The organism is Rothia sp. 11254D007BW (assembly GCF_053548195.1).
Window position 1 is genome coordinate 1,240,219 of the sequence record NZ_JBPWPK010000001.1, and the last position, 16,944, is coordinate 1,257,162.

General features: G+C 58.6%; 21 protein-coding genes. 7 read left to right on the forward strand and 14 right to left on the reverse strand.

Going from position 1 to position 16,944, the window contains the following annotated elements:
* Positions 1-25: 25 nt before the first annotated feature.
* From ACEE43_RS05525 to ACEE43_RS05550, 6 genes are all read right to left on the reverse strand, one after another.
* Positions 26-229, reverse strand: a complete 204-nt coding sequence (locus ACEE43_RS05525; protein WP_237197309.1) for a hypothetical protein — start codon at positions 227-229, stop codon at positions 26-28.
* 25 nt (positions 230-254) lie between these two features.
* Positions 255-1,592 carry a deoxyguanosinetriphosphate triphosphohydrolase gene (locus ACEE43_RS05530; RefSeq protein ID WP_449108340.1) on the reverse strand — a complete coding sequence of 446 codons (1,338 nt, stop codon included), beginning with the start codon at positions 1,590-1,592 and terminating at the stop codon, positions 255-257.
* A gap of 48 nt (positions 1,593-1,640) precedes the next feature.
* Positions 1,641-2,201: a GNAT family N-acetyltransferase gene (locus ACEE43_RS05535; RefSeq protein WP_449108339.1), complete on the reverse strand. Its 561-nt coding sequence runs from the start codon at positions 2,199-2,201 to the stop codon at positions 1,641-1,643.
* A gap of 288 nt (positions 2,202-2,489) precedes the next feature.
* Positions 2,490-2,717: a sulfurtransferase TusA family protein gene (locus ACEE43_RS05540; RefSeq protein WP_237197321.1), complete on the reverse strand. Its 228-nt coding sequence runs from the start codon at positions 2,715-2,717 to the stop codon at positions 2,490-2,492.
* A gap of 9 nt (positions 2,718-2,726) precedes the next feature.
* Positions 2,727-3,746, reverse strand: a complete 1,020-nt coding sequence (locus ACEE43_RS05545; RefSeq protein WP_237197324.1) for a YeeE/YedE family protein — start codon at positions 3,744-3,746, stop codon at positions 2,727-2,729.
* A 231-nt stretch (positions 3,747-3,977) separates the two neighbouring features.
* Positions 3,978-4,340: a DUF6176 family protein gene (locus ACEE43_RS05550; RefSeq protein WP_237197326.1), complete on the reverse strand. Its 363-nt coding sequence runs from the start codon at positions 4,338-4,340 to the stop codon at positions 3,978-3,980.
* A gap of 409 nt (positions 4,341-4,749) precedes the next feature.
* On the opposite strand from ACEE43_RS05550, the gene ACEE43_RS05555 reads away from it, so the two are divergent.
* Positions 4,750-5,526 (forward strand): transposase family protein, encoded by a 777-nt coding sequence (locus ACEE43_RS05555; RefSeq protein WP_449122295.1) that lies wholly within the window; start codon positions 4,750-4,752, stop codon positions 5,524-5,526.
* Here the strand turns inward: ACEE43_RS05555 and ACEE43_RS05560 are convergent.
* Positions 5,430-6,566, reverse strand: coding sequence for an FAD-dependent oxidoreductase (locus tag ACEE43_RS05560; protein WP_449122303.1), 1,137 nt, complete (start codon positions 6,564-6,566; stop codon positions 5,430-5,432). The two genes, ACEE43_RS05555 and ACEE43_RS05560, sit on opposite strands and share 97 nt — an antisense overlap.
* A gap of 132 nt (positions 6,567-6,698) precedes the next feature.
* On the opposite strand from ACEE43_RS05560, the gene ACEE43_RS05565 reads away from it, so the two are divergent.
* Positions 6,699-7,118, forward strand: coding sequence for a hypothetical protein (locus ACEE43_RS05565; protein ID WP_449108216.1), 420 nt, complete (start codon positions 6,699-6,701; stop codon positions 7,116-7,118).
* Between the two features lie 22 nt (positions 7,119-7,140).
* Here the strand turns inward: ACEE43_RS05565 and dusB are convergent, their stop codons facing one another.
* The 3 genes from dusB to ACEE43_RS05580 all read right to left on the reverse strand — a co-directional run bounded on the left by dusB (position 7,141) and on the right by ACEE43_RS05580 (position 10,260).
* Positions 7,141-8,337 (reverse strand): tRNA dihydrouridine synthase DusB, encoded by a 1,197-nt coding sequence (dusB, locus tag ACEE43_RS05570; RefSeq protein WP_449108215.1) that lies wholly within the window; start codon positions 8,335-8,337, stop codon positions 7,141-7,143.
* 155 nt (positions 8,338-8,492) lie between these two features.
* On the reverse strand, positions 8,493-9,377 hold the full coding sequence (locus ACEE43_RS05575; RefSeq protein WP_449108214.1) for an SDR family oxidoreductase: 885 nt from the start codon (positions 9,375-9,377) through the stop codon (positions 8,493-8,495).
* A 100-nt stretch (positions 9,378-9,477) separates the two neighbouring features.
* Positions 9,478-10,260, reverse strand: a complete 783-nt coding sequence (locus ACEE43_RS05580; protein ID WP_449108213.1) for a DUF2382 domain-containing protein — start codon at positions 10,258-10,260, stop codon at positions 9,478-9,480.
* A gap of 418 nt (positions 10,261-10,678) precedes the next feature.
* On the opposite strand from ACEE43_RS05580, the gene ACEE43_RS05585 reads away from it, so the two are divergent.
* Complete coding sequence (locus ACEE43_RS05585; protein ID WP_449108212.1) at positions 10,679-11,218, forward strand: hypothetical protein; 540 nt, start codon at positions 10,679-10,681, stop codon at positions 11,216-11,218.
* A 362-nt stretch (positions 11,219-11,580) separates the two neighbouring features.
* Here the strand turns inward: ACEE43_RS05585 and ACEE43_RS05590 are convergent, their stop codons facing one another.
* Positions 11,581-11,916, reverse strand: coding sequence for an MGMT family protein (locus tag ACEE43_RS05590; protein ID WP_449108211.1), 336 nt, complete (start codon positions 11,914-11,916; stop codon positions 11,581-11,583).
* A gap of 6 nt (positions 11,917-11,922) precedes the next feature.
* Positions 11,923-12,897 carry an N-acetyltransferase family protein gene (locus tag ACEE43_RS05595; protein WP_449108210.1) on the reverse strand — a complete coding sequence of 325 codons (975 nt, stop codon included), beginning with the start codon at positions 12,895-12,897 and terminating at the stop codon, positions 11,923-11,925.
* 196 nt (positions 12,898-13,093) lie between these two features.
* Here ACEE43_RS05595 and ACEE43_RS05600 point away from each other — a divergent pair, with 196 nt between their 5' ends.
* The gene (locus tag ACEE43_RS05600) at positions 13,094-13,714 is read left to right on the forward strand and encodes a GNAT family N-acetyltransferase (protein WP_449108209.1); all 621 of its coding nucleotides are present in this window, start codon (positions 13,094-13,096) and stop codon (positions 13,712-13,714) included.
* A 151-nt stretch (positions 13,715-13,865) separates the two neighbouring features.
* On the opposite strand, the gene ACEE43_RS05605 is transcribed toward ACEE43_RS05600, so the two are convergent.
* The gene (locus ACEE43_RS05605) at positions 13,866-15,248 is read right to left on the reverse strand and encodes a glycine--tRNA ligase (RefSeq protein WP_449108208.1); all 1,383 of its coding nucleotides are present in this window, start codon (positions 15,246-15,248) and stop codon (positions 13,866-13,868) included.
* A gap of 140 nt (positions 15,249-15,388) precedes the next feature.
* Between ACEE43_RS05605 and ACEE43_RS05610 the strand changes: the two genes are divergently transcribed.
* Genes ACEE43_RS05610 through ACEE43_RS05620 form a run of 3 tightly spaced genes read left to right on the forward strand, consistent with a single transcriptional unit; the run spans position 15,389 to position 16,205 of the window.
* Entirely contained in the window at positions 15,389-15,607 is a 219-nt protein-coding gene (locus tag ACEE43_RS05610) for an RNA-binding S4 domain-containing protein (protein ID WP_237206731.1), read from the forward strand.
* A 39-nt stretch (positions 15,608-15,646) separates the two neighbouring features.
* Entirely contained in the window at positions 15,647-15,880 is a 234-nt protein-coding gene (locus ACEE43_RS05615) for a ribbon-helix-helix domain-containing protein (protein WP_185173332.1), read from the forward strand.
* Between the two features lie 10 nt (positions 15,881-15,890).
* The gene (locus ACEE43_RS05620; protein WP_449108207.1) at positions 15,891-16,205 is read left to right on the forward strand and encodes a type II toxin-antitoxin system PemK/MazF family toxin; all 315 of its coding nucleotides are present in this window, start codon (positions 15,891-15,893) and stop codon (positions 16,203-16,205) included.
* A gap of 27 nt (positions 16,206-16,232) precedes the next feature.
* Here the strand turns inward: ACEE43_RS05620 and ACEE43_RS05625 are convergent, their stop codons facing one another.
* Positions 16,233-16,919 carry an alpha/beta hydrolase gene (locus ACEE43_RS05625; protein ID WP_449108206.1) on the reverse strand — a complete coding sequence of 229 codons (687 nt, stop codon included), beginning with the start codon at positions 16,917-16,919 and terminating at the stop codon, positions 16,233-16,235.
* Positions 16,920-16,944: the final 25 nt, after the last annotated feature.

Sequence of the window (16,944 nt, forward strand, 5' to 3'; positions counted from 1 at the left end):
TTATGCCTTGTGGGCACCAACATGTTTAGCTGTAGAGATCGTCATCGAGTGGCCCCGGGCGGGTACGCCCCAGCCCGAAGGATTCCGGTGAGAGCGCAATTAACAGGGTTACGATGAAGGAGCCTACACCCACAATCCACAGGCCGGTCAGCGACCCGGCGAGCAAGCCGATGAGCAGGCTCGCCAGGGCAGCCATGAAAATCTGTTTGAAGGATTTCTTGTATCTCATGTGTCACGTCCTTAGCAGTGTGTATCTACCACAGCGGTTTATCGCCAACCGCCCAGTGGGTTCCTGTGATTCGCTTGAAGAGGGCGACCGCGGATCGATCGGTCAGGCAGGCGACCTGGTCAATCACCAGTCTCAGGCGGGCAGTATCGTCATTGCGCCCCAGCTCCTGCAGGTCGGCGGCAAAGACCGGGTCGAGATAGTTGGGGTTATCAAAGAGGGCGTGCACCAGGAATTCAAGGATCTCCTGCTGGTTCCCCTCGGTTGTTTGAGCGGCTGCCGCATCGCGGGGAGCCATCACAAAAGCCGTGGCGATACCCTTGAGCACGGCGATTTCGTGCTCAGTTTCTTCGGGTACCACCAGCTGGGCCTGGTAGCGGGTGAGCGGTTCATCCCCGTAGACGTCGCGGGTTGCCAGCATGGCGCTGGCAGCAAAACGCCCAATGAGTTTAGAGGTAAGGGCCTTAAACGCCGCCATGGACGAGCGAGTCCCCGTCATATTCGGCACCCAGCGGTTGAGGTTCTCTAAGCGGGTTAGGGCTTTGTCGAGGGTGGCGTCCTCAACCCCGGGCAGGTACCAGAGCCGGGTTTTGTCGAAAACCTGCTGGCGGGCGTCCGCCTTTTTCAGGTCATCGAGCTGCACGTGCCCACCGAAGACGGCGTCCTCAACGTCGTGCACGGAGTAGGAGATATCGTCAGCGAGGTCCATGACCTGGGCTTCCAGGCATTTTTGGGTGGGGGCAGCCCCGGCTTCGGTAGCCCCGGCACGGAGCCATTCAAAGACGGGCAGGTCGTCGGTGTAGACGCCAAATTTGCGGTTGGGCTTGCCGTCGGTTCGGGCGGGGGCGTTGGTGCGGGTCCAGGGGTACTTGCAGGTTGCGTCCAAGGACGCCCGGGTCAGGTTCAGCCCGGCAGAACCGCCGTCGTGCCTAATCACCTTGGGTTCAAGGCGGGTGAGCAGGCGCAGGGTCTGGGCGTTGCCCTCAAAACCACCGGCATCCGCCGCTAGCCGGTCGAGGGCGGTTTCACCGTTGTGCCCAAAGGGCGGGTGGCCCAGGTCGTGGGAGAGGCAGGCGGTATCGACCACGTCGGGGTCGCAGCCCAGCATACGCCCCAGCTCGCGGCCAATCTGGGCAACTTCGAGGGAGTGGGTCAGGCGGGTACGCACGAAGTCGTCGGTATCGGGGTCAACCACCTGGGTTTTAGCGCCGAGACGGCGCAGAGCCGCAGAATGCAACACGCGGGCCCGATCGCGTTCAAAGGGCGAGCGGTAGACAAACTTGTGGTGTTCGGGAACCCAGCGTTCGGCGTCCGCTGCGCTATAGCCGGGAGTGGGGGCCTGTTCTGGGGTGAAGGTGCTGCTCATGAATCTCGTCTTTTCTCTACCGGTTCAATCTAGGCCTGGGATCCCAGTTTAGAGGTCATCGCCCTGGTCGAGGCCGTATTCTGCGGGCCAGGTGACCTCGCCTGAGATAGGCGGGTAGTCGGGGGTGAGGTTAACGAGTTGCAGGGCTTCTGCCAGGGCATTTGGCTCAACACCCTCGATGACTGCGCGTACCCCGTGGCGGGCTGCCGGCTCGAACCCAAAACGGCTGTAGTAGGCGGGTTCACCGAGCACCAGCAGGCTGGTGGGTGCATTGCTGACCTGGGCGGACGCCGCCGCACGGGCTAGAGCTTCACCTGCCAGGGCGGTGCCCGCTCCCCTGCCCTGGTAATCGGGGTGGACGGCCAGGGGCGCGAGCGCATAGGCAGGCCAGGACCCCACCCAGCAGCGGCTGATGAGAATGTAGCCGATAAGAGCACCGGTGACGGTGTCGCGGGCTGTGAGGGAGATTCCCGGTTCCCAGGCGTTGGGGTTGCCGCGCAGGGCATCGACCAGGTCGGCCTCGTAGCTGGTCTCAAAGGCAGCCAGGAGCAGGTCACGAATTTCTGCGGTATCGGCCGGGGTTTCAGGGCTCAGGGTGTGGGTGTGCATGTTTTAAGTCTAGAGGGTGCACCCAGCTCAGTGGGGCGGACGCCTCCCCCTCTCTTCCTGCCCAGAGGCAGGGAAGCGGGGTGCAGCGTCCGCCCGCCCCTACCCTTCACGAACTCAGTGCCCACAAGAATCGCGCAGGGCCCACGAGCGTCGTGGGCCCTGCGCGATTCTGGTATGCGCTGTTTACTGGGACAGCGGCTTCATGGATGCCAGGACGCGGTCAGGCAACATGTGCACGCGCGGCGACAGATACCTATGATGAAGTTGATCAGAACTGAATAAGCTCAGTTATGCCTTGATGACCGTGATACTCCACTCAGCAGGGCCACGTTTAACAAAGTCTTTCGTTCCGTAACCGTTCTCAGCTGCCCACCTCGGAATTGCTTCAGTGCCCTGGGTGCAGTCAAAGTTAATAACCAGTTCGTCGCCGGAGCTAAGCTCAGCCATGGCTGCTTTGGCTTCTTGGACGGGAAAAGGGCAAATCAGACCATCTGTTTCGAGAATTCGCTGTGCCATGATGTCTCCTTAGGCTTTGATAAGTTGAAAGCGATTGACGATAAAGATTTTTGAAGCAAGGCCAGCACCCAGCAGCATAGCTACAAAGGCTACCCATCCCTGCCACGAGAACATAGACGTTTCAACCAGGCCGTTACCGATCGTGCAACCTCCAGCCCATGCGGCGCCCCACCCCATCAAGGCACCGCCGAGAATTGATTTCACGATAATGTCAGCACTAGGTACACGAATTTTAAATTCTCCACTTGCCTTAGCTGCAATGAAAGACCCTAGGAGAATCCCTAAAACAAGGAAAAGGCCCCAGTCAACATAATCGGTGTCACCCGTTGTCAGGAAAGCTGTGAGGTTAGCGCTAGGGCCGGTGATGCCAAGACCCCATTGACGCCCAGTTGCCCAACTCAAAGGCCAGGCAATAAGAGCGATGAGGCCGATGATAGCGCCTGTGATGTAAGGGTTCCAGGCTTTTTCAAAGAGGATGTGAGCTAAACCGGTCTTTTCGGCAGGCAGGGTAGCGACGGGCAGTTTAGGCCGAGTGAGGTTACGGTAGACCCAGATTCCGGTGATAAGAACCAAGATACCAACGAGAACCCAGGGAGAAACGCCAAGACTCTGGTAAATCGTTGCATTCTCAGTCACGCCCCAGGACTGCACGGTTTTTGTGCTTTGTCCTAGCGGCCCGAACTTGAAAATAGCGGCAAAGAGAGCATAGAAGATGAGGGCAAACCAAGACCCTACCAGGCCTTCACCAGCGCGATAGTAGGTACCCGTCGCGCATCCCCCGGCAAGGAGCATACCGATTCCAAAGATAAATCCACCCACCACAGTAGCGAAAGGAGCAAAGGCGCTAGCTACGGTTTCGGTAGGCAGGTAGCCCGTGCTGTTAAAAAGAGCTAGTCCTATAGCTTGGACGCTAATAGCTACGAAAAGGGCTCCAAGCCACCAGGTATTTTTAGCAACCCAAACATCACGGAAAGCACCGGTGACGCAGAACCGACCGCGCTGAAGCACAAAACCTAGGGCGGCACCCACAAAGAGACCTGAAATAAGCATGTGCTCCATGCTAGGTGCAGACATTAGCACCGGTAAATATAACGTTCATCTGGGGAAACCTAAGGAAACAGTTCGCAATACCGGTTTGATTCTCTCATCCATCGGCAGTAAGAGTGACCATGCTCTTCAACGCCCAACATATTACCGCCCACCAGAATCGCGCAGGGCCCACGCCGCTCGTGGGCCCTGCGCGATTCTGGTATGCGCTGTTTACTGGGACAGCGGCTTCATGGATGCCAGGACGCGGTCAGGCAACATGTGCACACGCGGCGACAGATCTTGGGGTGGGTACGTAGGGTCGATACATTCACGCCAGTACTCGACGTGTTTTTCGTCCAACCAGTGCTCAGACTCAGTAACCTTCTGTTCCAAGCCGGCCTCCCCACGCACCGAATACCAGTACAGGTAATCGGTTCCGTCGAGTGTTTCAGCAAAGATTGTCTCAACATACATGTGCTCAGGCTCTAGTGTTTCTTTGACAGCCTCCATGTTCTGATTGAGGAAAAGCATCCACTCATCGACCTTATGTCGCTTGCCCGGTTTTACCCGAAATCGGGTCAGTTCAATCTGCATACCATGATTCTATCCAGGGTGTTCTTAGCTCCAGGGCTATCTCTTCATCCGCGAGTGCGCGTTATGCCCGCCCCTCGCCAACATAAAGAGCGCAACAATAGCAACCACTGTGACCAGCCCCCAGATTCCAGCAACAGTCCATGAAGCACCAGCAACGACTAAAGCAGGAATAAAAGTAACTGCCAGAATCTCATTCTGATTAAAAATCGAGAGTAAGGCATAATCTTCAAGCGTGCGGGACTTAAGTTTCGGGTCAACAATGCGCAGTAGAGCAATACCTTGTGCTAAGAGGCTTATTCAAAAGTAGACACGCACCCCACACCCACCAACTAGACAACGGCCCCACCCGCGGCAAAAATATGAGCGTTAAATCTCTACAAATAACCTCAAGCCATACCGGACAAGACCGTTGCTACACCAGCGTACAACCGGCCTCACAGCCACGCAATTCGCCACACTACACACAGCCCTCACCCATCACCTCACCTGGTCAAAACCAGGCGGAAGACCACCAGCGCTAACCCTCACCCAAGCCCTCAAAATCACCCTGCTCTACCACCGCCACAACCTCACCGAAGAACTCCTCGCAGAACTTTTTGCTGTCTCTCAATCGACAGTCTCACGAGCTATCAACATCATCGAAAAGGCCCTGGAGAAGATTCTCACTCCGCTGACTCAGCCTTTGAAAGAAAGCCTCAAAGCACCCGGGTCCTTAGTAGTTGACGGGACTCTGATACCCACGTGGAATTGGCGTTCACTTGGTAAAACAAATTTCTCTGGAAAGCACAAACGAGCCGGATTCAACCACCAAGTCATTTGCACCTTGGATGGAAAGTTGCTGGCTATCACAGACCCGGTGCCCGGGGCCAGGCATGATGCTTACGCCTTCAAACATCATGGCTTGGAAAGATATCTTGATGAGAGCACTGTGGCTGATAAGGGCTATATCGGGTTGGGGTTGGCTACCCCGGCCAGGCGCAAGCCGGGTCAGCGGCTGAGTCGGGAGCAGAGGCGGAATAATCGGGTGCTGAATCGGCTGCGGTCGGTGGTGGAGCGGGTTATCGCTCACATCAAGACTTGGCGGATTCTTCATACGGGGTTTAGGCGGCCGTTGGGGTTGTATGGGCGGGTGTTTGCGGTGGTGCGGGGGTTGGTGTTTTTGGCTGCGGGTGGGACTTTTGAATAAGCCTCTATAATCCGCCCCGAAAGACGATCGATAATCGGCCTATGATCTTGAGAAAATAGATCCATGTGCATAGAGTGGCGGGCAGGTCCGTCTGTGACCCCTTTCAGATACCGGGCAACTAATTGCGCAGGTTCTCGTAAAGCTGGGCCAGATGCTCGAGGTGGAAGCTCCCGCGGGGTAGGCACCTCAGAACGGTTGCCAACGTTACCTACCTTTACGGTCATCCCATCGAGACAAGGGAAACCGTAGAGATGGGACCCATTTGATTCTCTAATAAAGCCAGGAAAAGAGCTGGGAGCATAGTCCGTAACACCATTAGTGATGTACCATCCCAAGCTAATGGGAACAATCGACACGTACGGGTCTAGTTCTGGCACAAGGGTCTTAGACCATACTCCTGTACAGACGATGAGATGGTCAGCCTTATAGGTATCTCGGACAGTGCGCACCTTAACTCCGCGGGCAGTTTCTTCGAAGCCTACAACTTCTTCGTGTGTATGCAGCTCCGCGCCAGCCGCTTTCGCTTCTTGTTGCATTTGGTGCACGATAGCGTCTGAATACAGCACCCCGCCTTGCTTATCGAGAATGCCAATTTCATCTGTGATATCAGCGTGTTGGGGGTAGCGGCGCCTCAGTTCTTCTGCATCGTATGCTTCGAAATCAATATGAAAGTTGTTGATAGAGTCTTGAACACCAATCAGCCCTGCACCATTGGGATGTCCGATTGTAAGAGCCCCTGTTTGGTGAAAAAGTTTTGCGGGATGACGCGTATCTAGGTCGATGAAGTAGTTACGTGAATATTTGAGAAGCGGCACATATTCAGCTCCCTCGTGGTAGGCCATACGAAAAAGTCGAGATTCGCCAGAGTATCCTCCGCGGTCATGCACCGGGGCGTACTGTTCAATTCCAAGCACTGAATGCCCACGAGCAGCTAGTTCCCCTGCAAGATACGAACCAATCGCTCCAAGACCCACGATAACCACTGAATACTTCATGTGCCACAGGTTACACGCTTGGCTTCTGTTAATAAATTTCTCCACACTTATATTTCGCAAAACCAGTGTCCACAAGAATCGCGCAGCGCCCACGCCACTCATGGGCCCTGCGCGATTCTGATAAGCACTCACGTAACCTGTGGTGTTAGAACCTACCGGGCGGTACAGTCATAATCTATGAGTGAGAAGTATGTGCCCAACTACGGCGACCTGGAGCGCTTTCGGTACGAGAGGCTTATTCGCACCAAGTCCAGGGCCTACCAGATGGCTTGCTGGCAGGGTTACCTGGGTACCCACGAGTTCTTTCTGGGCAATACTCTCAAAGGCTGGGCGACACTCCTTCTCACCATGGCGGCCGCTAGCCTACTCGTCTACGAGTGGATACTCGGGCTTCTCCTACTGATTCTTGTTATCTGCCTCAATATCACGGCGGTACGGGCAATCGCTGCCTCAGACCCAGCCAGCGACATCTACGGCGAAGAGTGCGGAGCTGTCTTTCACAGTCTCTATATGATGAGTCCCTTCTCCATCATGTGGGGCATGAACCTGTGGAAGGGCGAAACCCCCACCGACCCTCCACCGCCCGACATGGATTAGCCGGGCCCGGGCGTCCGCTCCCCTAGCCGCCGCTGATATCCAGCTCGGCGTCCACCAGGCCCAGGCGCTCGGCGTCCCCCAGGACGCGGGAGTTCAGCCAGCCGTCGGGCAGGTGGGGCTTCTTGGGGTTGCCAGCACGTCCGCGAGGGCCCTCAACAGCGGCACCGGGGTAGCCGATGGAGTGGTCCAGCTCGGCCAGGTACTCGCGGAAGGCCTCAAGAGTGGGCACGGTCGACATCTTGGCGCGCAGCTTACCGCCCACCGGGTAGCCGTGGAAGTACCAGGCCACGTGCTTGCGGATCTCGCGTAGGCCGCGGGTCTCATCGCCGAAGGTCTCTACCAGCAGCTCAGCGTGGCGGTAAATCATATCGGCCACCTCAGACACGCTGGGGCGGTGGCGCTCTTCCGAGCCCTCAAAGGCGTTCTGAAGGTCGCCAAAGAGCCAGGGGCGGCCCTGGCAGCCGCGGCCGACCACAATGCCGTCCACCCCGGTCTGCTCAACCATAGCGATGGCGTCCTCGGCTGAGAAAATATCGCCGTTGCCCAGAATTGGCACGTCGGGGATAGATTCGCGCAGGCGGGCAATAGAGTCCCAGTCAGCCTTACCTGAGTAGTGCTGGGCAGCAGTGCGGCCGTGCAGGGCAATCGCTGCAACACCCGCGTCACGAGCGATTTTGGCTGATTCCAGGTAGGTCAGGTGGTCCTCGTCGATACCCTTACGCATCTTGATAGTCAGGGGCACGTCCCCGCGGGAGGCCTCGCGCACGGCGGTCTGGACGATAGCGGTAAAGAGGTCGGTCTTCCAGGGCAGGGCTGAGCCGCCGCCCAGCTTAGTCACCTTGGGCACGGGGCAACCGAAGTTCAGGTCAATATGGTCGGCGCGGTCTTCTTCGACCACCATACGGATTGCCTTACCCACGTTGACGGCGTCCACCCCGTAAATCTGGATGGAGCGGATCTTTTCGTCACCGTCATGGTCAATAATGCGCAGGGACTCGGGGTTGCGCTCCACCAGGGACCGCGCTGTGACCATCTCGGTCACGTACAGCCCGCCACCGTAGTCGCGGCAGAGCCGGCGGAAGGCCTTGTTAGTAACGCCAGCCATGGGTGCCAGCACCACCGGGGTGTCGATGGTGTGCTTGCCCAGCTGTAGGGGCGGCAGTTTCAGCTGCTTAGCGCGGGCCGGGGTCCGGCCGGTCTCTAAAGTCTCTTCTGTCATAACCTTCCAATTCTGGCACAAACGGCCCCGGTGCGCTGTTAGCTAGAGCAAAGATAAGGACGCCCGCCCCACCTTCCTGCCCCGCACCGGGCAGGGCACGGGGCGGGGAGGCTGATGAAGCGGGCGCCATGTAATTCAGGCGACGTGCTGGGCGTCTACGGGGTGGGGCGTCCGCCGGTGAGACCCAGGGTTTCGCCGGAGACGTAGCTGGCCTCATCCGATGCCAGGAAGACGTAGGCACCAGCAATTTCAGCGGGCTGGCCCGCCCTACCCAGGGGTGTGTCTTGCCCAAACTGGGTGAGCTTTTCCTGGGGTTGGCCGTGGCTGGGCTGTAGGGGTGTCCAGAAGGGGCCGGGGGCAACAGCGTTCACGCGGATACCGCGAGGGGTGAGCGCCTGGGCAAGACCCTTGCTGAAGTTGTTCTGGGCAGCCTTGGTCAGGGCGTAGTCCAGCAGGGTTTCGCTGGGCTCGTAGGCCTGAATCGAGGAGGTGAAAATAATAGATGCACCTGCCTGAAGGTGCGGCAGCGCAGCCTTAGTTACCCGGTAGGACGAGTACACGTTAGCTTTCATGGTGGCGTCGAAGTCCTCGTCTGAGAGGTCTTCTAGTTTTTCGTGCCACACCTGGCGGCTGGCGTTGTTGACAAGAATATCGAGACCGCCGAAGGCCTCAACGGTCTTCTCAACAACCAGCTGGCACTGCTCAAGTTCCCGCAGGTCACCGGGAAGGGCTAGTGCCTTGACGCCAGCTTTTTCGATCTGCTCGATGATGACGCGGGCATCTGGCTCTTCTTCGGGCAGATAAGCGATGGCCACGTCGGCACCTTCCCGGGCGTAGGCAATGGCTACCGCTGCGCCCAAGCCGGAATCGCCACCGGTGATGAGCGCCCGCCGTCCTTTAAGGCGGCCTGCCCCCTGATAGGTGTCGATGCCCAAATCGGCTTTGGGGGTCATTTCAGCGTCTAAGCCGGGTTCGGGCTGGGTCTGCTTCGGAGGGGCAATGACGGGGTATTTGCTGCGGGGGTCAATTAGTTCGGTCATTTTCTTCCTTAGGGGTAGAGAGTAAGCAAAAGCCCCGGGTGGTTCATTCCCGGGGCCCTTCATGAGGCTGTGGTTCAGCGCTAGGGGCTTAGAGCGAGGCTTACTTGTTGTCGCCTTCTACAACGATTTCTTCCTTGCGGACGTCTGCTGAGACGCGCTCGGTGTCGGTGCGTACTTCCTTGCCAACTGAGACGCGCTCGGTGGCTACGGTTTCGGTGGAGACAACGGGGCGCTCTTCGTGGGCGGTGACAGTAACGTCTGCCTGTGCCTCGGCGGAGTCGAAGTCGTAGTTTTCTACAACTTCGCCGTCCTTGAGGTTGGTGCGCTCAACAACGATTTCTTCCTTGCGGACGGGCACCTCGACGGTTTCATTTTCGGTGCGGACGACCTTGCGCAGGCGGACCTGGCCGGTCTGGGTTGCGCTGGTGGCGGTTCCAACGTTCAGGCGCTCTTCGTGGGCAACGACGTCGCCGTTCTCGGCAGTTGCGGTGGCCTGAGCTGCGTGGGCGTCGGTGGCAGGACGCTCGGTGTTAGCGACACCTGCGGTGGCAGTGCCAGCGGTTGCGGTATCTGCGGTGAGTGAGTAGTACTCGTAGAGACGCTGCTCTTCTGCGGGTGAGAGTTCGCCGTCTTCTGCGATGTTGGGGGCGTCCTTGACGAATTCCTTGGTGTAGGGAACGTGAATCTCTTCGCCTGCGTAGCGGGCCTGGTTCACGGGGATGAAGGATTCGTTGGTGCCGAAGAAACCGGTGTTGACGGTGACAAAGGTGGGTTCGCCGGTCTGGGCATCGAGGTAGAGCTCGCCTACCTTACCGATCTTTTCGCCATCAGTGCCGAATACAGTGCTGTTACGCAGGGTTTCGATGGTTTCGTTGGTAGCCATGAGCTGTTGCCTTTCTTTGCGACTCTCAGTACGGGGTGTTACGTCAGCCCTGCACTCCCTATGAGCGCCATCAGTAGGCTGAGCAACTATTCATAATCCTACATACTTTCAGCAGGCTAAGCAAGTGGTAAGCGAGCTTTTTAAGAAAAAAGACAGTATTTCACTCTGAGACTAAAAACCACCCTGACTAGGCATGTCATTCTATAGCATGCCTAGTCATGTCATTTTTGACAGATAAACACAAGAAGATAACAGGGGGTTAGTTTTAAAGTAAACATTTTCCCAATCTACATTCCCCAAAGAGCACACCACCCCGCCCATACTCGTGAATCGTCAAATCCTCTTGACAGCCCCACACTCTTTCCCGAGACTTGTGATAAGTCAACACTCATTGACGAAACCTAGTTGAGGAGGCCCTATGCAGTCCGATGACCCGCGTATTACTGCCGTCCGCACCGCCAACAAGCAGGTCACCCAGGCTACCCGTGCGCTTGAGGACGCTGTGCAGGCAGCCCGCGCAGGCGGTGCCACCTGGCAGCTCATCGGCTCGGCTATCGGCGTGACTAAGCAAGCTGCTGCCCAGCGCTTTTCAGAGACTGTCTACAACGCCCGGTCTCTCTCACAGATTCAGGTGGAACTGGAACAAGTCACCGAGGCCCTCTTCGCCGCACTTGCCCACGAAGACATTGAGCATGTACACAGCCACATGACCTACACGACCACCCGGTTACTGTCTAAACGCAAGATTCTAAAAACCTGGCAGCAGGTGCTTGAGGCAAATGGCCCCTTTGTCGAAGTCAAGAAAACGGTAGTGGAGCAGGCAGGCTCCGGCTTTACTCTCACCTACCGGCTGCGCCACGAACATGGAGAGCCGGTCGGCCAACTCTCATTCAACTCAGCCCGCAAAGTAACAGGATTGGTGATCTTCAATGACGACTCGACGCCCCTCCCCTGGTAACAGCATCTACGCCCCCCTCATCATGGTGGGACTGTGGGGTCTCCACGGTTGTATCACCTGGTATCTCAGCCATGAACTAGCCCTGGCCCTCTGGGCAGTTGGTCTCGTAGCTGTTGGAACAGTGCTTACTCAGTGGTTCCTGCGCCCCAAGGGCAGCCGTACCGTGATATGGCGACCTGGACTGTTTGCCATGGCACTAACGTTCACCTGGGTTTTTTGGGCGATTCTCAATACCGTGTGGGATATGGAAGTCCAACACGCTATTGCTTGGCCACTCATTGGGTACCTCAGTACAAGTTACAGTGAACGAGAGGCTTCAGCTCAGAGGCGCAAAGCCCGCGACATCGGCGTCTAGCTCCTGCCTAGCCCTCCCCCAGCTCAGCTAAGCGCTGCGCAGAGAGGCGAGCAAGGGCGTCCGCGTCCATACGGGCAGCACCCAGAGCGACCCGGCCGTCCACTCGTAGCGGGGTGCCCTCGTCCTGCCAATGGGAGCACGCCTGCTCTAGGTGCCCCGGTATCTCACCGCGGGCGTTGCAGATGCGCCACCAGGGCACGCTCGACCCCCAGAGTGCGAGGGTGCGCCCCACCAGCCGGGGCGATTCACCGGCGACCGCACCGACGTCCCCGTAGGTAGCAACCTGCCCGGCAGGCACGCACTCAACCACGCGCAAGATTCTCTCTACACGTGTATCGTCCATGGTTGCTTAGCCGTCAACCAGCACCAGGGACTCACTGGTCACGGTGGCAGCCCCCATCTTCAGCAACTGGTCAATCAGCACGGCCAGATCCTCCATAGAGTCATCGACCTCGATCTGCACAGCGTAGGAGCCGGTCAGTACCGAGAGCAGCTGCATGATAGCCTCGCGGGCGCCGGGGTGGCCCACCCGGTAACCGATGGTAATTTCGGTGGCATCATCTTCAGAGACGGGCATCTGGCCAGCATCTACCTCGATGGGGCGGTAGCTCACAGCAAAGGCGATAATGTCGCCCTTCTTCCCGTTGGCCTGGGCACGCAGCACATCGTCGCGCAGCACGACGGCGCCCAGGGCTTCAGCTTCGTCGGAGAGGAAGAGGCGGTTAACGCGGCCAATGGGCAGGTCGGCGGGCTCATCCCAGGTGTGCACAGCCCGGTAGAAGTCCCAGAAGCGCTGGGTCAGTTCCACTGACCCGGTGGCTAGGTCTTCGATGGCCTGGGTGATGCGTTCGGAGTCATCCTGGCGCAGGGGTACGGACGGCACTGCCCCGGCCTCAATGCGCACCATGCGCGAGCGCTGGGCAGCCTTGAAACCACGGGCTAAGGCGAAGTCTAGGCCGGTGGATTCTGGCTCCACGGTGGCGCGGAAAGCCGAAACGCCGCGAGAAGATGAGGCGGCGGCGTCCTTCAGGGCCTCTAGGAGCAGGCTGCCCAGGCCTGCCCGGCGATGCTCGGGGGCTACTTCGATGTAGGACCAGAGCCTGTTGGGGTGCAGGTCGGTCTCGTAAACGGTACCTGCGGCTACGGGAACGCCCTGGTGCTCGGCGATGAGGGTGCGGGAGAAGCGGCTATCGGAGTCGGGTCCGAAGGACGAGCGGAAGGCGGCTACCTGCCGGTTTTCGGCATCGTGCCAGTATTCGAGCAGGGCTAGGGTGTCGCCCTCTCGCCAGGGGCGCAGGGTATAGGTGTTCTCGGCGGTGCTCACGGTGGTGCCTTTCGGGTAGCCGGTGGGGTGTACCCATCTACTTTAGCGCCCCTGCCTAAGTTACGGGCGTCCGCTGCGGGGAAGATCTGAACGCTGAGCGTGAACCGGCAGAGCGGCACCTTGATTTCACCGGCCCGTTACCGGCTAGACTTTAAGGGCTTAAAGTTTGTTTGACTCTATTGTTTAGCGTGGTGTTATGACTTCTCCCCTTGCCCACAAGCCCACCCTCATAGGTTCCCGCGTTGAGCTGCGCCCCTTCGACGCCGATGCCATTGACGCCATGATCGGTATTCTGCAGGAGCCCGACGTTCTGATTAAGACCGGAACCGTTCACTCTCGCTCAACAGAGACCCACCCCTTCAACGAGACTAAGACCCGTGAGTGGTACTCCCGCCGCAACGAGAAGAAGAACCGCCTCGATTTAGCGGTGTACGCGCTGGACCAGCAGAAGTACGTGGGCGAGGTTGCCTTCAACGAGTACGACCCCGATAACGGCTCGGTCAACTACCGTATCGCGATTGGGCAGGCCGGCCAGAATAAGGGCTACGGCACCGAGGCTACTAAGCTCATGGTCGATTACGCCTTTGAGAAGCTCGATCTGCACCGCATTGAGCTTGAGGTGCTGGACTTCAACGAGCGGGCCAAGCACGTGTACACTTCCTGCGGGTTTGTGCCCGAAGGACGCCGCCGCGAGGCTTTCCTGATTGACGGCGAGTACCACGATGCGGTCATCAAGTCGGTTCTGCGCAGCGACTGGGAGGCCGCCCGCTCGGTATCGGGCCACTTGACGCTGGATTTGAAGAGGGTAGAAATCTAGCGCCGAAGGTGTTGGAGGTATAGGAAAAGGACGGACGTGCGGAGAGCCTGCTGGCTCGGGGCTGGCGTGAATTGGGGTGAGCGCCCCAGCGCGAGCCCCAAGAGGGTCAGCAGGCGAACGCGCGTCCGTCCTTTTATGTACCTATAGATACCTACTTAGTCAGCTTGGCTGCCAGGTAGGCGGTGACCTGGTCGAGCGAGACGCGTTCCTGGGTCATGGTGTCGCGTTCGCGGATGGTGACGGCCTGGTCTTCGAGGGTGTCGAAGTCGACGGTGATGCAGAAGGGGGTGCCGATTTCGTCCTGGCGGCGGTAGCGTCGGCCGATGGCGCCGGCGTCGTCGTAGTCGATGTTCCAGTTGCGGCGGAGTCCGTTGGCCAGGTTCTTGGCGGTGGGGACGAGGTCTTCCTTCTTGGACAGGGGCAGGACGGCTGCCTTGACGGGGGCCAGGCGCGGGTCGAGCTTGAGCACGGTGCGCTTGTCGACGCCACCCTTGGTGTTGGGGGCTTCGTCTTCGACGTAGGAGTCGACGAGGAAGGCCATCATGGAGCGGGTCAGGCCGAAGGAGGGTTCGATGACGTAGGGGACGTAGCGTTCGCCGGTGCCCTGGTCGAAGTATTCGAGCTTGGCGTTGGAGTGTTCGTTGTGTACGCCGAGGTCGTAGTTGGTGCGGTTGGCGACGCCCATGAGTTCGCCCCATTCGGAGCCCTGGAAGCCGAAGCGGTATTCGAGGTCCATGGTGCCGGCTGAGTAGTGGGCGCGGTCGTCTTCGGGCACGTCGAACTTGCGCATGTTGTCGGGGTTGATGCCGAGGTCTACGAACCAGTTCCAGCAGTCTTCAATCCACTGGTCGTAGTAGAGGGATGCGTCGTCGGGGTGCACGAAGTATTCGATTTCCATCTGTTCGAACTCGCGGGTTCGGAAGATGAAGTTGCCGGGGGTGATTTCGTTGCGGAAGGCCTTGCCGATCTGGCCGATGCCGAAGGGCGGACGCTTGCGGGCGGCGGTGACGACGTTGTTGAAGTTGACGAAGATGCCCTGGGCGGTTTCGGGGCGCAGGTAGTGCAGGCCCTCTTCGTTGTCGACGGGGCCGAGGTAGGTTTTCATGAGGCCGGAGAAGTTTTGGGGTTCAGTCCACTGGCCCTTGGTGCCGCACTTGGGGCAGACGATGTCGTCCATGCCGTTTTCGGGGGCGCGGCCCTTCTTTGCTTCGAAGGCTTCGATGAGGTGGTCCTGGCGGTGGCGGGAGTGGCAGGAGAGGCATTCAACGAGGGGGTCGGTGAAGGTTGCGACGTGGCCTGAGGCTTCCCAGACTGCCTTGGGCAGGATGATGGATGAGTCGAGGCCGACCATGTCTTCGCGGCCGCGTACGAAGGTCTGCCACCACTGCTGGCGGATGTTTTCTTTGAGTTCGGCACCGAGCGGGCCGTAGTCCCATGCTGAGCGGGATCCTCCGTAGATTTCACCTGCCTGGAAGACGAATCCGCGGCGCTTGGCCAGTGAAATAACGTTGTCGAGTTTGGACTTCGGTGCCATGGTTTTTGGTTTCTCCTATGAGCCTGCGCCACCGGTTGTGGCGTGCTTGGATGTAAAAAGAAAGTGGGCCGGGTGGCGCACTCGTCTTTAAGACTACCGTACGTAGGGGTGCGAGTGTTGGCGCGGGTAGAGTGGTGGGTATGAGTATTGAGTCTGTTTTTATTCGTGATGAGATGATTCGTCTGGGCCAGTTTTTGAAGTTGGCGAATCTGGTGGAGAACGGGGTGCATGCCCGTGAGGTGATTCAGGACGGCCTGGTGAAGGTGAACGGTGAGATTTGTGAGCAGCGCGGCCGTCAGCTGCATGCTGGCGATACCGTTGAGCTGAACGGCGTGACCGTGCAGGTGGAGGTTGAATAACCTCTAGCTAAGCGAATCCCATATTGGTATTCTCGGGTTATGACAGTTCAGATTGCAGTCCGTTTACCCGATGATTTGGTGGCCTTTCTTGATCATGAGGTTGAGGAAGGCCAGGCTAGAAGCCGCGCTGAGATTGTTGCTGAGGCTCTTGAGCATGAGAGGCGACGCCGGGCGGCTTTAGTTGATGCAGCTATTCTGGCTTCTCTGGGCCCAGAGGATGACCTGGATGAGTTAGTGGACTGGGCCAGCGGCACACCTTCGTCTCAGCAGTAGGTGTTGAACCGTGCGCGAAATTTGTTTAGTCCATCTCGATAAGACAAGACCGGCAGTTGTTTTGACCCGTGAGCCTACGCGGTTTGCGATGACTAAGGTGACCATCGCTCCTATCACCTCAACGATTAAGGGGCTATCGAGCGAAGTCTTGCTAGGGCCTGCTAACGGTCTTGACCGCGAGTGCGCTATTTCTGCGGATAACATTCTGACGGTCCGTCAGGATACCCTTGGCCGGACGCTTGGTTACCTCACGGAGGCTCAGGAAAAACAGCTGGCCCAGGCAATTATTTTCGCGTTTGATCTGCGGGCTCTCCTAGCGCGTTAAAGGTGAGCCCGCAGTCCTTACACATCATTATTCGGCAAGCACTTTCTCATTGAGGAAGGCTGTGATGTGGGTGAGTTCTGCGGCGGCGACTCCGTGCCCGATGCCGGCGTAGGTGTGGGCGGTGAGGTCGGTGTGCCCGGCTACCCATTCGCGGGTGTAGGCGATTTTGTCGGCGGTGATGATGGGGTCGGCTTCGTCGCGGCCCCAGAAGAGGGGCAGGGGCTCATCCGCTAGCTGAGCGTCCTTGAAGTAGTGCTCTCCCCCGGCCACGGCGTAGCCGGAGAGCCCCACCACGGCCTTGATGAGATCGGGGCGGGCGCGGGCCACCGAGGTGGCAAGGGCCATGCCCTGGGAGAAGCCCAGCAGGGTCACGCTGGTGTAGTCAGCGGCAATGGGTTCGAGCCAGCCCAGCAGGTAGTCAACGGCCAGTTCAATGGCGGTAAAGCCCACGGTTTCTAGTTGCTGGTTGAGGGGCCACCACTGGTAACCCATGGCGGGGCCTTCAACGTAGGCGGAGTCGGCATCGGCCGGTAGCTGGTAGCCAACGGGCTGGGGCGCGCGGACGGACGCGTAGGTCACCTTTTCGCTGGGCAGATAGGGGGTGAGCCCCAGCAGGTCGCGTTCATGGGAGCCGTAGCCGTGCAGAAGGACAACCAGGTGGGTACCCCGGCGAAAGGGTTCTGCCTTTGAATATTCAACAGTGTACTGGTTCATAACCCCCAACTTACCACCGGCAGAG

Coding starts and splice junctions, on each gene's coding strand:
- ACEE43_RS05530 (WP_449108340.1), bottom strand. CDS start 1,592: ATGAGCAGCACCTTCACCCCAGAACAGGCCCCCACTCCCGGCTATAGC.
- ACEE43_RS05540 (WP_237197321.1), bottom strand. CDS start 2,717: ATGGCACAGCGAATTCTCGAAACAGATGGTCTGATTTGCCCTTTTCCC.
- ACEE43_RS05535 (WP_449108339.1), bottom strand. CDS start 2,201: ATGCACACCCACACCCTGAGCCCTGAAACCCCGGCCGATACCGCAGAA.
- ACEE43_RS05565 (WP_449108216.1), top strand. CDS start 6,699: ATGAGTGAGAAGTATGTGCCCAACTACGGCGACCTGGAGCGCTTTCGG.
- ACEE43_RS05605 (WP_449108208.1), bottom strand. CDS start 15,248: ATGGCACCGAAGTCCAAACTCGACAACGTTATTTCACTGGCCAAGCGC.
- ACEE43_RS05580 (WP_449108213.1), bottom strand. CDS start 10,260: ATGGCTACCAACGAAACCATCGAAACCCTGCGTAACAGCACTGTATTC.
- ACEE43_RS05590 (WP_449108211.1), bottom strand. CDS start 11,916: ATGGACGATACACGTGTAGAGAGAATCTTGCGCGTGGTTGAGTGCGTG.
- ACEE43_RS05585 (WP_449108212.1), top strand. CDS start 10,679: ATGCAGTCCGATGACCCGCGTATTACTGCCGTCCGCACCGCCAACAAG.
- ACEE43_RS05575 (WP_449108214.1), bottom strand. CDS start 9,377: ATGACCGAACTAATTGACCCCCGCAGCAAATACCCCGTCATTGCCCCT.
- ACEE43_RS05615 (WP_185173332.1), top strand. CDS start 15,647: ATGACAGTTCAGATTGCAGTCCGTTTACCCGATGATTTGGTGGCCTTT.
- ACEE43_RS05525 (WP_237197309.1), bottom strand. CDS start 229: ATGAGATACAAGAAATCCTTCAAACAGATTTTCATGGCTGCCCTGGCG.
- ACEE43_RS05610 (WP_237206731.1), top strand. CDS start 15,389: ATGAGTATTGAGTCTGTTTTTATTCGTGATGAGATGATTCGTCTGGGC.
- dusB (WP_449108215.1), bottom strand. CDS start 8,337: ATGACAGAAGAGACTTTAGAGACCGGCCGGACCCCGGCCCGCGCTAAG.
- ACEE43_RS05550 (WP_237197326.1), bottom strand. CDS start 4,340: ATGCAGATTGAACTGACCCGATTTCGGGTAAAACCGGGCAAGCGACAT.
- ACEE43_RS05600 (WP_449108209.1), top strand. CDS start 13,094: ATGACTTCTCCCCTTGCCCACAAGCCCACCCTCATAGGTTCCCGCGTT.
- ACEE43_RS05625 (WP_449108206.1), bottom strand. CDS start 16,919: ATGAACCAGTACACTGTTGAATATTCAAAGGCAGAACCCTTTCGCCGG.